We start from the raw sequence: 14,159 nt of genomic DNA on the forward strand, positions 1-14,159 counted from the left end.
TAAAGTTTTACAACGTTACTCTTAGGAAATTTTATGAATCGTAAATTAAAGACAGGCGCTATTGTCATAAGTATAGCGGCAAGCAGTATTTTTTACGTTGGCTGTGCTTCTACTGAAAAGCCAGCTACTACGACCACCGTCGTTGACAACCCTTATGCGCCCAAAGACCCCAACTTGGCAGTGGCTACGCTAGCTGGCGGTTGCTTTTGGTGCGTAGAAGCGGGTTACGAGAAAATACCTGGCGTTGTAGAAGTGGTTTCTGGTTATAGCGGTGGCCAGACTGAAAATCCAACTTATAGCACGGTATCGGCAGGTGGCACTGGTCATACTGAAGCGGCGCAAATATATTATGATCCGACAAAGATTACCTACAATGGTATCGTTCAAGCGCTATGGCGAATTGCTGATCCTACTGATGACAAAGGTCAGTTTGTAGATAGAGGTACTCAGTATCGTCCGGCCATTTTTTATAACAATGACCAAGAAAAGCAGATAGCAGAAGCTGCTAAGCAATCATTACAAGCTTCTGGTGTTTATAACAAGCCAGTAGTGATCGAAATTGTTCCTGCTAGCAAATTTTATCCAGCAGAAGAGTATCATCAAGATTATTATAAGAAGAACCCACTACGCTATAAGGCCTATACTTTCAATTCTGGTCGCTACCAGTTTATTGAAAGCGTGTATGGTAAGAATTACCAGTTGGATTTCAGTAAGTTTAAACCTACTGCGGCCAGCGCAAAGCCAGAAATGACAAGCAAGGCTGTAAACGGCAAAACAGGCGCTGGTTTTAATCCAGAGACGTTTGTGAAGCCGACACAAGCTGAGCTTAAAAAATCACTAAGTGACATTCAATATAAAGTCACGCAAAAAGACGATACCGAGCGCGCCTTTGATAATGCCTATTGGGATAACAAAGAGCCTGGACTGTATGTAGACGTGGTGTCAGGTGAACCATTGTATTCGTCTCGTGATCAATACAAGTCTGGCACAGGCTGGCCGAGCTTTACCCGTCCACTGCATGCTAGTCTGGTGGTGGAAAAAGCAGATCGAGGAATATTTGGAACTCGTACCGAGATTCGCAGTCGTTATGCAGATTCACATGTAGGTCATGTCTTTGACGATGGTCCAGCACCTACAGGTAAACGCTATTGCATGAACTCAGCAGCTATGCGCTTTATTCCGTTAGCCCAAATGAAAGAGGCTGGTTATAGCGACTGGATTGCGGAAGTACAGCCAGTTAGTTAACGCCATTTTATCAGAACGAAAAATCGCTCATTATTGTCTAAATGACATGGTGGGCGATTTTTTTTATAAGAGCTTAGCAATTGCGAATACATCAGTTACAGCGACAGCGTATATTAGAAATATTGAAACTGGCACAAAAAAAGGATACTCATGTATCCTTTTTTATTCTTTAGCATTTTGAAAAGACTTAAAACGCCGGTTGACGCTTAGGTACTGCGCCTAAGAACTCATTACGTGCTTGATTATCATGCACGTATTCACCAAGCATCGCTGTACTGCGTGTGGTTGAATGCTGCTTACTAACTCCGCGCATCATCATACACATATGCGATGCATCCATTACTACTGCCACACCGCGACAGCCAGTCACATCCATAATGGTTTGTGCCACTTGTTCACTTAAGTTTTCTTGAATTTGTAAACGACGGGCGAACATATCGACGATACGAGCAAATTTTGACAAACCTAATACGTGTCCATTAGGCAAATAGCCAATGTGTGCAACGCCGTGAAAGGGCAACATATGATGCTCGCATAGCGAATAAAATTCAATGTTCTGTACTAATACCAACTCACGGTTGGTCGATGGGAATACTGCGTCATTGACAACTTCATCCAAACTTTGATGATAGCCTTGGGTCAAATGAGCAAAGGCTTTTGCCGCGCGCACGGGCGTATCTTCAAGACCAGGACGTGCTAAATCTTCGCCTGTTGAGCCAATCAACTGACGATAGGATTCGATACTTTCTTGATATTCTGAGGTTATTATTGGGGTGTTACTCATAAGTTTGGCAGCCATCCAAAATGTAGGTGTAGCTTAACGCTAAATCCTTGGTTATAAACAACGCTTATAAAGGATTTTTATAAAAAGTGTGCAAGCTGGGAAGGGCTGTGATTATACTTGAAATCAGCCCAACTTAATACCGTTATGGACAATGCTTAACGGTTTAATAAATGAGTGCAAAAAATAAGGTGTTATTAGTTTACGACTGTTTACTTAATTTGATTCGTGTATAATAAGCTATCTTTTCTGACATCTTTTTGCTACTTATCTTATAGTAGCTTTACTGATGATATTGAATCACCTTAATTTTAAATCGTCTTAATCGGTCAACAAGGAAACATTATGCTACTGCAAGGACAACGTTTTGTCGTAACTGGCATCGCAAGCAAACTCTCTATCGCATGGGCTATCGCAGAAGCACTACATCGTGAAGGGGCGTCATTGATCCTAACGTATCCAAACGATAAAATTAAAAAGCGTGTCGATATGGCAGCCGAAAAGTTCGAAGCTGATTTAGTGCTTGAATGCGATGTGGCATCAGACGACTCCATTGCCGCTTGTTTTGAGCAAGTCGCTGCCCATTGGGGTGATGGTATAGATGGTGTTGTCCATGCAATTGGCTTTGCACCGATGGATCAACTTGATGGTGACTTTGTCAGTGCCACCACGCGTGAAGGTAGCCATATTGCTCATGATATCTCAAGCTATAGTTTTGTTGCATTAGCGAAAGCTGCTCGTGAATTGCTGGCTATGCGCCATGGTTCTATGTTGACACTGACTTATGAAGGTAGTATTTCAGTACTGCCAAACTACAATGTCATGGGTATGGCTAAGGCCAGTCTTGAAGCCAGTGTTCGCTATTTGGCGACTTCTATGGGCGGTGAAGGTATCCGTGTTAACGCCATCTCAGCAGGACCTATTCGTACTCTTGCAGCTAGTGGTATCAAATCTTTCCGTAAAATGCTCGATATCAGTGAGAAGATTGCACCGTTACAACGCAATGTTAATCAGATGGAAGTGGGTAATGCAGCATTATTTTTGCTATCGCCTTGGGCATCTGGTATTACTGGCGAGATTATGTTCGTTGATGCAGGTTTCAATACGGTTGCCATCAGTGAACAATTAATGATGCTTGATGAAGAATCTAAGTAATCACGTTTAACTATTTAACTATAAGCTATAAACTTTATAATTTGAAATGTATAGAAGGCAGCCAATCGGCTGTCTTTTTTGGTTATACTATGAACTTTTTTGCTAATAAGCCTTTAGGCGATAGATATGATAACCAAACTACCAAATTGGATATTGTGGGGCGGGGCGGTATTAGCGTTTAGTGCTGGTTGTGTTAATACCGCAGCACTTATGGGCTTTGCCGGGTTGTCTGTCTCTCATGTCACTGGCAACGTTAGCTTGTTTGCAGCGGCTATTGCCTATGTAGACGCTCGTAGTATCTTATATATCGGTGCACTACTACTGTCCTTTTTGGCGGGGGCAATACTAAGTGGTTTTGTTATTGGTCAGACTTCTTTGAAGTTAGGCAGACGTTATGGGCGCGCGCTATACATTGAAGCGTCGTTATTATTGCTTAGTTACTGGTTATATCAACAGCATGATTATTTAGGACAGTTGGCTGCGGCAATGGCTTGCGGATTACAAAATGCGATGGTCGCTACCTATAGTGGGGCGGTCATTCGTACCACACATTTGACAGGCTTGACATCAGATATGGGTGCAGCGATTGGCAACTGGCTAGCTGGACGACCGATTAGTAAGCCAACACTCGGTTTTCAAGCCATTATTTGGTATTGCTTTTGCGGTGGCAGTGTTGTGGGGGCGTTTCTATATGCCAAAGTTGGTTATGGTGCGCTATTTGTACCAATAGCTATCGTGTTGACAGCAGCGTTTGTCTACAACCGTGCTTCAGATCGTCTGCCAGAAATCAGGCAACCTAGACAAAAAAGACACCCATCTAATTGATAGGTGTCTTCGTATTTGTAAACCGAATTATATCGTTATAAAAACTATAGAGCTAAGTTTTATTTTTCTTCGTCTTCATCATGATTTTCATGCTCATGCAAGCCTTGCATCATATCAAGAACGCAATCATCAGTGCGTTGTTGGTCTTCTTTGGCAAGGTCATCTTGGTTGATATCTGTTGGTGCCATTTTAGTCGTTGCGTCAGCTTTGTCACGGTTTGCGTCTGTTTTATCATGGTCTGCCATGAGATGCTCCTATTTGTTTCTATATTCCAATTTTTTATATCGTAATCGCCTTTTATATCACAACTACGACATTCCACAAGAATCACTAATATCAATTAGATAAGTTTCATGGATTTACCTATTGAGTATGAGATATCATTGCTTGCTTGTACAGGGTCAGACTGAGCCAATTTAGTGATGATGTGTAACGATGTGATTGTTTCTACAAGTCGCTTATTACACTATGCTTTATTTAGTAATTTGAATAAAGTGCTGATTATAATGATGACTAGCACATCAAACAAAGAGCGCTAGTGGCTGCTATCTACGGTCGATAACTTGATGAAAAAACGTTATTTATAAGGTTTGTGTAAGGTTTTTTTTGTAATTATAAAAAAATATTGGAAGCGAAGTTCTTTTACGATGGTGGCGTATTTTAGTAGGTAAGCGATGAGGTAACTGCTGACCATTAAAATACGCTTTTATTTTTATGACTTTTAATAATGTCTCTGGGCGCAATAAGGACACTTTATGTCAGAGCAAAAACTAGACAGCCATCTTCCGGATGATGGCAATGAATATTTATTTACCGACACCTTTCCAAAAGGGACAGGTAAAGGGCTTATAGTTGTCGCAATCGCTGCAATCGTTAGTATGATTATCTACAATGTATTACCATTTGAGATCAATGCTAATAAAGGCCTTGCCATGCTGTTTTTTATTGGCGTATTATGGCTGACTGAAGCGGTACATGTGACGATCACCGCGCTCTTAGTAGTAGTGGTAGGTGCGCTAATTGGTATACCAGAATTCGATGCCAAGATAGGTTTGCAGAGTTTTGCAAGCCCAATTATTTATCTGTTTTTCGGTGGTTTTGCTTTAGCGGCAGCTCTACATGTACAGCAATTGGATAGAAAGATTGCGCTGAAGATACTATCAATGTCTGGTGGTAATCTTGGCACAGCGGTCTTTTTAATATTTGGTGTGACAGCATTTTTATCGATGTGGATATCAAATACAGCGACTGCAGCGATGATGTTGCCATTAGCTCTTGGTATCTTAACGCAGGTCGATCGAGAAAAAGATCGCGGCACCTTTGTGTTTGTATTATTGGGTATCGCTTATTCTGCCAGCTTAGGTGGTCTAGGTACTATCGTTGGTTCACCCCCTAATGCTATCGCTGCTAAAGCACTAGATATCGCTTTTGTCGATTGGATGAAGTTTGGTGTACCAATGATGTTGGTGCTGCTACCATTATTGTTAGGGGCAATGTATTTCGTGCTTAAACCTAACCTCAATCGCAAGGTCACTGTTACACAAGAAGCGCCTATTGAGTGGAATAAGCCTCGTGTATTAACGATTATCGTCTTCATCGTAACAGCATTCAGTTGGATATTTTCCAAAAAAATCGGTGCAGCACTCGATATTACGGATACCGATTCTATTATTGCGCTGTCAGCAGCAGCAGCGGTAGTCAGCTTGGGACTAGTGTCTTGGAAACAAGTATCAGACAATACTGATTGGGGCGTGCTCATGCTATTCGGTGGCGGTATCGCGCTATCGACAGTATTGAAAGTCTCTGGCGCATCTTTAGTGCTTGGTGAGACAGTCGCCAATGCATTATCTACTGCACCTATTATCTTGGTCATGATTGCAGTTTCAGCATTTATTATTTTCTTGACAGAATTTGCTTCTAACACAGCGTCGGCAGCGCTATTAGTGCCAGTATTTGCCGCTATCGCTGAGCAAATGGGGTTACCTCATGAAGTGCTAGTGTTGGTCATTGGTATTGGTGCATCGTGTGCCTTTATGCTACCGGTAGCGACGCCGCCGAATGCTATTGTCTTCGGTACAGGTCTGATAAAACAGTCAGAAATGATACGTACAGGCGTGGTATTAAATATTATTGCCACATTCGTAGTCGGTCTTTGGGCTTACTTTTTCCTAATTTAATTTTTTCCTGATTTAATAATGCGTTAACCAACAAAAAACCGATATCTGATTATTTAGATATCGGTTTTTTTATGCTTGTGTGAAGTTGATTTTGTATGAGCTGACTAGAGCATGTCCTAAAAATTATTCAGGATAATCAATCCAGACCCAGCCATTCTCCAGCCATTCGCTCAAATCGTCTGAATCGACATTCTTGACGTCTTGACTGTATAAATGCTCACCATTGGCTAAACGTACAAGGACAGCCTTTGTCGAATCATCCAGACCATCGATACCCTGACCATTGGCATACAGCGTGATGCCATCATTGGTTTGGCTATAGAGTAGGCGATTGCTATAGTCGGCTTGCAGCGTTGCACCTTCTGATAAGGCTTGCATTAGCTCATCAGTATCTACCGTTTCTTCGGGTACCAGCGCATCATATTGACGTTTGCTCACGACTTCCGACACTGCTTGATGAATGATATCGTCGCCACGCTCAGATTGCAGCATTTGCAATAACTGGTCTTTAATCGCATCAATACTATCTGCTTGCAATTCACCTGACGCTTGCATCGTTTGTGGCAATAACATTGGGATAAATAAGTCACTATCATTGGTGGCGATATCAGCTAGGCTATCAATAATTTGCATTAAGTTTGGACGACGACAGCCAAAAGAGAATGTTAGGCAGTCATCTTGAGCAACCCCAAAATGCGAGAGTTTTGGCGGTACATAGAGCACATCACCAGCTTCTAGTATCTCATCAAAGATGATCTCGCCCATATCATCAAATAATCGAATCGGCTCATCTGCGACAAACTCAGTGCTCTTATCACAGAATTTGCCGAGCTGCCAACGCCGGGACCCAAACCCTTGCGCTAAAAACACATCATAATCGTCATAGTGCTTGCCCACCGAGCCGCCTTTGGGTGCATATGAGACCATAATGTCGTCACGCTGCCATTGCGGAATAAAGTCAAATGCCTGCCATAACTGTCCAAGCTCAGGTGACCACTGTTCCATATTCTGAACCAGCACTGTCCATTGTTCTGGTAAGTTATCAAAATCAGTTTCAGCCAATGGGCTTTTTTTAAGCTGCCACTGTGGCAGGCCTTTTTGCTTGCTCGCGGCTTGGGTCAGTAGGCGCACTGAAGCGTCTTCTTCAAGGGCAAGGCCAAGCATGTCTTCTGACTCGAACATGCCGACTAACTGTGGTAAACCTTGCTTAATAAGTAATGGTTTTTTTTGCCAATACTCGTTCAAGAATTGCTCAGGAGTAATAGAATCGGGTAAACAAAGTGGAATTGAGGTCATTGATAAATCCATATCTAAAAATGGGTATAAGATTAATAGTGAGGAGTGCTTTATAGGAAGGTTTTAATAGTTTATGATTATCGCCTATCTGATAGTGAGCATTACAGTATCAATAGCTACTGTCAGAAAATCCCATCAATCGTAGGAAATTTATGAAAAAATTACATTTTATCGTCATCATCGCTAGCGTGTTTTTATTACAAGCCTGTGTCCATAAGATTGTGACCGTACCTGCTAAAGTCGCTTATAAAACCACCAAAGGCGTGGTAAAAGGCACAGTCGCTGTCGGTAAAGCCATCATACCGGGCGATAGTGATGACGACAAAAAAGACGATTAATTTATTCTATGACAACCATTTTGTGTCTGTTCTAAAAGGCTGTTATTTAACGGTTATTGCTAAAGCTACGATTCTGAAGTAGAAGCTTGAAATAAAAGAATACCTGCTGCAATCAGCCCACCGAGGAGTGCTAACGCCATGTCCTTGTGGGCATCCCAAATATCACCTTGCTGACCATTATAAGCTTCTGCTGCCTCTGGTGATAAGGTCGTTGCAATACCCCATTCTAGTAGCTCATAGAGTAGGCTTGATGACATATTAATCATGAGTGCAATAGCGATTAAAAGTTTGACTGATTGAACCTTAAAGATGGACTTTGAGATCTCAACCATCGCAGAAAATAGCAACAATCCATAGCTAAAATGCACCAGCCTGTCATACATATTGCGCTGCCAACCAAACAACTCGCTTAAATGTACACCGAATAGCTGCTCTGTCCAATCATCGTAGGGCACATACGAATATAGATAGCGCGCACCTATAATGTGGATAATTAAAAATATTGCAGCGAGCACATAAGAGCGCGAGCTAATATGCCAGTAGCGGTATGCTAATGTCATTAATCCCAAAAACAGCAACGTGCCTAATTGATGGAATAGGTAGCTTGACCACTTTAGAGGCTCAATACTTGCCAGTACTATGACGATAAATACCGCAACAGTACTGACAATGACAGAGTTAAAGTTTCGATGCATTTGCACGCTTTTTTTGTTAACTGTTATCGATAGCTAATGATTAAAGCTTAGCAATCCATTCTTTAATCGTACGTGCTTGCTCAGCCGCATTACCGATATAGGTCGCTGGAGTCATCTCACGTAGACGTGCTTTATCGCTATCTGAAACAGCTGCCAGCTCGTCACTTTCAACGAATGTCAACATCGCTTCGCGAGTCATGGCATTACCACGAGTTAAGGCTTTAAGCTTCTCATAAGGGTTCTCAACACGGTAGCGACGCATGACCGTTTGAATCGGCTCAGCCAATACTTCTTGTGCTTGGTCAAGGTCGTCATTCAAGCGCTGTGCGTTCAGCTCTAACTTACCAACGCCTTTTAAACAAGCATCAAATGCAATCATGCTTTGTGCCAGACCAACACCGATATTACGTAGTACGGTTGAGTCTGATAAATCACGCTGCATACGTGAGATTGGAAGCTTCTCACCCAAATGTGCCAACATCGCATTGGCAACGCCCAAGTTACCTTCTGAGTTTTCAAAATCAATCGGATTGACTTTATGCGGCATCGTTGATGAACCAACCTCACCATCTTTTAGACGCTGCTTGAAATAGCCTAAGCTAATATACTGCCAAATATCACGGTTAAAATCGATCAAGATGGTATTGAAGCGTCTTACCACATCAAACAATTCAGCGATGTAGTCATGTGGCTCAATTTGCGTGGTATAAGGATTAAAGGTCAGCTCTAAACGCTCATTAATGAATTGCTCTGCATGGGTCTGCCAATCAACATCAGGATAGGCTGAGAAGTGAGCGTTGTAGTTACCAACCGCACCATTAATTTTACCCAATAGTTCAACTTGACCGATTTGTTTGATTTGACGAGCTAAGCGATAAGCCACGTTCGCCATCTCTTTACCAAGCGTGGTTGGACTGGCGGTTTGACCATGGGTACGTGACAACATCGGTTGGTCAGCATGAGTAATCGCCAAGTCAACGATGCTATCGGTTACTTGCTGCATTTTGGCAACCACAATCTCGCGGCTGTCTTTTAACATCAACGCATATGACAAGTTATTGATATCTTCACTGGTACAGGCAAAGTGAATAAATTCTAGTGAGTCAACTAAAGCATCCTGACCACGGAATTTGTCTTTAATAAAGTACTCGACCGCTTTTACATCGTGATTGGTTGTCGCTTCGATATCTTTAATCGCTTGCGCATCCGCTTCGCTAAAGTCGTCAACAATGCTGTTTAAAAAGGCATTGGTATCTGCATCAAATGCTGCTAATTCACCAATTGCACTATTATCTGCCAAAGATTGTAACCAACGGATCTCAACGGTGACGCGAGCTTTAATTAGACCGAACTCAGACAAGTAAGGGCGTAAGCTGTCAGCTTTAGATGCGTAACGGCCATCAATTGGGGATAGTGCGGTAAGTGGAGTCATAGTCATGCCTCGATAGTTATGGAGATTAAAAATTATGAGAAACTTCAAAAGTCTAGCTAAGAAAAATCGTCATAAAAAGTGTGGTTGAAATAATTGAGCGTAATATAGCAGAAATACGGGTTTAAAAAACCCGCCTATTCATATAGCTTCATATTTAAGGTGTATTGGTTGTATCTGATTGTGTTGAACCATATTGAGTATTAAAGTAAAAACTACGATTAGATCTTGCACCTAAACTTAAAGATACTGTTTTCACCGTTCCGTTTTCGCCGACAGGTACACTATCAGTAGCATAGTCGCTTGCTTGATAACTTGGGTTAGCTAGTTTTGACGTCACCATAGCCTTGTTGTCACCTTTTTTCTGTAGAACGTCTCGCATTACAAAATTGTTAATATCAATATTGGCACGATTGGTCGCAGTGATCTTGTAAGCGATGCATTGTCCAGGTCTAACATTTGCGCCAGAGCCAGTTTCAGAGCTAGAAAGAGGGTCTTTGCTATAAGTTAGAGTAGTAATATCAGTAGTTTTACAGTCGTTAGCAGCTTGCTCTTTTTCCAGCACTAAAGCTGCATTCTGGTCAATGACTCTACCGAAGTCGTTACTTGGATAGTTATAGGTACTCGCTGCCAATGAGACAGTCTTTTTCTCACTACTAGTACGGATAGGATAGCTAGTATTGGGACGTGTTTCGATAATGCATACTGAACTTCTATTACCAATAGTACTCGGAAGTATATTAAATTGATATTTGCCAATTTGATTGGCATCCGTTGATGTCAAGGTTTGGGATGCGTATTCTATAGTAGGGTTAGCACAATCATTTACCAGTCTTATAGTACTGCCTGTAATCCCTTTCTCAGTTGTATTAAATATTCCGTTGAAGTAATCCGCATTATTATACATACCACCGATAGTACTAGCATTTGCGTTATTATCGTCTATACCGCCATTATCATTAAATACTGTACCTGAAAAGGTATATAAAGGTTCGCTCTCTACTCCAAAGCTAATCCATTCGTTATAAGTCTCACCCACCACGTCAGCTTCAAGTGCACTATTGCCTCTCATGATGCCTTCGTACGTTAAAGTTACCGACTCTGCATTCCTGACTGCGATTACATAATTGCTTTTTGAGTTTTCAACACCATAGCTGACGTAGCTACCGTTATTAGGGATAACGGTGCTGGTATTGAGAGCAGCGTATGTGTTTTGGTTATTGGGGTTGGTAGAGGTTTCTTTTAGAATATTGGTAAAGGTAGGCGTAGGGGGCAAGGTACCTCTTTTTTGACCAGATGCAAAAGATACTTGTCCATTAGCATTGGTAGTAGGCGTAAACGAGCTGCTATTGCCGCTACCGTTAAGCGCAGTGATTCCGTAATAATATAAACCACTATCCCCACCATTTGAGCTATCGAAGCGTAGCTGTGGCCGACTTAGCGTATTATTAGAACTAAAGCTATTTCTTGCCAGTTTTTTACCCATAAAGTAATCACCCATGGCACCAAAAAAGTAGCCAACATCGGGGTTTTCTCTAACCGTCGCTTGTACAGGCAGATTGATCTGAGTGTTTCTAGTAAAACTTAGTGTTTGGCGGGCAATTTCAGAGTTACCACCTGTGGTATAGCTGGTTTGACCAATTTTTATGGTATGTAAAGATGTGATGTCATCAGGCGTAATAGTTATCGTATAGGTAAACTTATCTTTGTCAGTAGTAGTATTTGCATCACTCTTAATCTCAACACCATTACCTCCAACTGTAACACTAGAGCCGTTATAACCGTTTGACGGTCCTGCGGTAACCTTAAACTTACCAGTAGCATTTGCTGCTGTTCTGTAAGTACCTGAAGCAATACTGCCTGCGATTGTATTTGTGTCGCGAGTAAATGTTCCAAAACCTGTAGGGTTAGCTTGTGCAATTAAAGGTGTAGTAGTAATAACGACGAAAGCAAGGACATGTTTTTTCCATATTGAATAAGGTTTTACAATATTAAAAACAGAAATGAAACGGCCAGTCATGAAATATCCTACAAGCATATCTAAAAAATATTAGTTGATAACGAACGTTGATAAGTAATTATTAGTCTTAAAACCCACAAGGCGCATCAATGGATGCAATCACGCCGCCGCCTAAACATACCTCGTCAATATAGAATACTGCTGATTGACCTGGAGTGACTGCACGTTGCAGTTCGTCAAATACGACTCGGACTTCACTGCCGTCTGTATTGGTTGCAAATACATAGCAGGCTTGATCTGGTTGACGATAGCGTGATTTTGCCATGCAACGTAAGCCTTCAGCGCCAAATATATCCGTAGGGGGCAGACCATCAATCCAGTCGAGCTTATAAGCTTGCAGCTCATTACTCATGAGCATCGGATGTTCATGTCCTTGACCGACGATTAGACGGTTTTTGTCCAAATCTTTTGCTAGTACAAACCATGGCTCTTCTGGACGGTCTTTAACACCGCCGATACCGATACCGCCACGCTGACCTAACGTGTAATACATCAACCCATCATGAGTACCAATCACTATATTGTCGTCAGTGATAATGTCGCCTTTTTGGGCAGGCAAGTACTGCTGTAAAAAGTCTTTAAAACGACGCTCACCGATAAAGCAAATACCCGTAGAGTCTTTCTTTTTAGCGGTAGCTAAATCATGTTCTTCAGCGATTTGACGTACGACTGGTTTTTCAAGCTCACCAACTGGGAACAAGGTCTTGGCAATTTTGTCGCCGCCAACCGCATGTAAAAAGTAGCTTTGGTCTTTGTTGTTATCTAGGCCACGCAATAGCTGTGCAACTTCTACGCCATCATCATTTTTGTAGTTCACACTGCGGCGGGTATAGTGACCGGTGGCAATATAATCGGCGCCAAGGGTCAAGGCATAGTCTAAAAACGCTTTGAATTTAATCTCTTTATTGCACAAGATGTCAGGATTGGGCGTGCGTCCAGCTTTATATTCCGCTAAGAAGTGCTCAAAAACCCGATCCCAGTATTCCATGGCAAAGTTGGCCGTGTGCAGCTTCATACCAATTTTGTCACATACGGCTTGCGCGTCTGCTAAATCGTCCATTGCGGTACAGTATTCGGTGCCGTCATCTTCTTCCCAATTTTTCATAAATAGACCTTCCACCTTAAAGCCTGCTTGCTGGAGCAAAACGGCAGACACGGAAGAATCGACCCCACCTGACATGCCAACAATTACATGTTTGCTGCTAGGATTGTCGATATCAGCGAGCGTCAAAGGGCGCTGGGCGCTGAAAGAATCAGAAACTGGTATGCTTGATATATTTGGCATGACTGACATAGAACGGCTCAACTTTTTATACCTTGTCCAAAGTTTGAAGTACTACTGAAATGAAGACAACACCTAAGGTCAATAGGCTTAGTAAGTTGATAGGGTCATTTCATCTTTTGGACTTATCTCTTGGACTAGGTAATATGATAAAATAAGCGTCATATTATACCAGCTAATTGAAACTGGTGGCGAGCTATGGCATCTTAGAGCCGACAAAACCGCTTTGAAAATTCAGATAGTAGTTTTGAATTATTTTAATCATCTTTAATTTGGAATAATAATGATAAAAATTGGTCAAGGTATTGATGTGCATGCTTTTCATAATAATGGTCAGCAGCAGCAATATGTTATATTAGCAGGCGTGCCTATCGAGCATAGCCATAGTCTCCTAGCCCACTCTGATGGTGATGTAGTACTGCACGCGCTCGCGGATGCACTGCTTGGCGCATTAGCGCTTGGCGATATTGGCCAGCATTTCCCTGATACTGACGCGGCACATGCGGGTATGGACTCGCGAGTATTGCTACGCTATGTCTATAGCAAGGTACAAGAGGCAGGCTACATGCTGGGTAACGCTGACATTACCGTGATGTGTGAACGTCCAAAACTTGCACCACATAGCCAAGCGATGCGCGAAAACATTGCTAGTGATTTGCAAACAGCAGTCAATAATGTCAGCATCAAAGCCACCACAACTGAAAAATTAGGCTTTACCGGTCGGCAAGAGGGTATCATGGCCAATGCCGTGGTATTATTAGTCCCTAATGTCGTCGATCCTAAATAACGATTGTTGAACCAATATATAGATTTTGCTTGTAATACAGTGGCAATCGCCCCATGTATCAACCATATCTCCATATAACTATTTTGTAATATAAATAATCATTTTCAATGAACCGCTTTATCAATAGGA

General features: G+C 42.0%; 13 protein-coding genes. 6 read left to right on the forward strand and 7 right to left on the reverse strand.

Going from position 1 to position 14,159, the window contains the following annotated elements:
* Positions 1–33: 33 nt before the first annotated feature.
* The gene (gene msrA, locus AAEY87_RS05290; protein WP_350656249.1) at positions 34–1,245 is read left to right on the forward strand and encodes a peptide-methionine (S)-S-oxide reductase MsrA; all 1,212 of its coding nucleotides are present in this window, start codon (positions 34–36) and stop codon (positions 1,243–1,245) included.
* Positions 1,246–1,432: 187 nt separating this feature from the next.
* On the opposite strand, the gene folE is transcribed toward msrA, so the two are convergent.
* Entirely contained in the window at positions 1,433–2,029 is a 597-nt protein-coding gene (folE, locus tag AAEY87_RS05295; protein WP_228138924.1) for a GTP cyclohydrolase I FolE, read from the reverse strand.
* Positions 2,030–2,371: 342 nt separating this feature from the next.
* Here folE and AAEY87_RS05300 point away from each other — a divergent pair, with 342 nt between their 5' ends.
* A complete protein-coding gene (locus AAEY87_RS05300; RefSeq protein WP_068035523.1) occupies positions 2,372–3,181 on the forward strand; it encodes an enoyl-ACP reductase FabI in 810 nt (269 codons plus the stop codon).
* A gap of 126 nt (positions 3,182–3,307) precedes the next feature.
* Positions 3,308–4,006, forward strand: a complete 699-nt coding sequence (locus AAEY87_RS05305; RefSeq protein WP_350656250.1) for a YoaK family protein — start codon at positions 3,308–3,310, stop codon at positions 4,004–4,006.
* Between the two features lie 59 nt (positions 4,007–4,065).
* Here the strand turns inward: AAEY87_RS05305 and AAEY87_RS05310 are convergent, their stop codons facing one another.
* A complete protein-coding gene (locus AAEY87_RS05310) occupies positions 4,066–4,251 on the reverse strand; it encodes a hypothetical protein (protein ID WP_068035527.1) in 186 nt (61 codons plus the stop codon).
* A 510-nt stretch (positions 4,252–4,761) separates the two neighbouring features.
* Here AAEY87_RS05310 and AAEY87_RS05315 point away from each other — a divergent pair.
* Positions 4,762–6,183 carry an SLC13 family permease gene (locus tag AAEY87_RS05315; protein ID WP_068035529.1) on the forward strand — a complete coding sequence of 474 codons (1,422 nt, stop codon included), beginning with the start codon at positions 4,762–4,764 and terminating at the stop codon, positions 6,181–6,183.
* A 123-nt stretch (positions 6,184–6,306) separates the two neighbouring features.
* On the opposite strand, the gene AAEY87_RS05320 is transcribed toward AAEY87_RS05315, so the two are convergent.
* Complete coding sequence (locus AAEY87_RS05320) at positions 6,307–7,479, reverse strand: JmjC domain-containing protein (protein WP_350656251.1); 1,173 nt, start codon at positions 7,477–7,479, stop codon at positions 6,307–6,309.
* Between the two features lie 152 nt (positions 7,480–7,631).
* On the opposite strand from AAEY87_RS05320, the gene AAEY87_RS05325 reads away from it, so the two are divergent.
* The gene (locus AAEY87_RS05325; protein WP_025653303.1) at positions 7,632–7,817 is read left to right on the forward strand and encodes an NF038104 family lipoprotein; all 186 of its coding nucleotides are present in this window, start codon (positions 7,632–7,634) and stop codon (positions 7,815–7,817) included.
* Between the two features lie 65 nt (positions 7,818–7,882).
* Here AAEY87_RS05325 and AAEY87_RS05330 read toward each other — a convergent pair whose 3' ends face one another.
* The 4 genes from AAEY87_RS05330 to mnmA all read right to left on the reverse strand — a co-directional run bounded on the left by AAEY87_RS05330 (position 7,883) and on the right by mnmA (position 13,141).
* Positions 7,883–8,512, reverse strand: a complete 630-nt coding sequence (locus tag AAEY87_RS05330; RefSeq protein ID WP_350656252.1) for a DUF2238 domain-containing protein — start codon at positions 8,510–8,512, stop codon at positions 7,883–7,885.
* 40 nt (positions 8,513–8,552) lie between these two features.
* Positions 8,553–9,944: an adenylosuccinate lyase gene (gene purB / locus AAEY87_RS05335; RefSeq protein WP_068035536.1), complete on the reverse strand. Its 1,392-nt coding sequence runs from the start codon at positions 9,942–9,944 to the stop codon at positions 8,553–8,555.
* Positions 9,945–10,098: 154 nt separating this feature from the next.
* Positions 10,099–11,961 (reverse strand): hypothetical protein, encoded by a 1,863-nt coding sequence (locus AAEY87_RS05340; RefSeq protein WP_350656253.1) that lies wholly within the window; start codon positions 11,959–11,961, stop codon positions 10,099–10,101.
* 67 nt (positions 11,962–12,028) lie between these two features.
* Complete coding sequence (gene mnmA, locus AAEY87_RS05345; RefSeq protein WP_502945452.1) at positions 12,029–13,141, reverse strand: tRNA 2-thiouridine(34) synthase MnmA; 1,113 nt, start codon at positions 13,139–13,141, stop codon at positions 12,029–12,031.
* Positions 13,142–13,526: 385 nt separating this feature from the next.
* On the opposite strand from mnmA, the gene ispF reads away from it, so the two are divergent.
* Positions 13,527–14,030: a 2-C-methyl-D-erythritol 2,4-cyclodiphosphate synthase gene (gene ispF / locus AAEY87_RS05350; protein ID WP_068035542.1), complete on the forward strand. Its 504-nt coding sequence runs from the start codon at positions 13,527–13,529 to the stop codon at positions 14,028–14,030.
* Positions 14,031–14,159: the final 129 nt, after the last annotated feature.

Origin of the sequence: Psychrobacter sp. S1-30-MNA-CIBAN-0213, assembly GCF_040309845.1 — a bacterium.
Taxonomy (GTDB): domain Bacteria; phylum Pseudomonadota; class Gammaproteobacteria; order Pseudomonadales; family Moraxellaceae; genus Psychrobacter.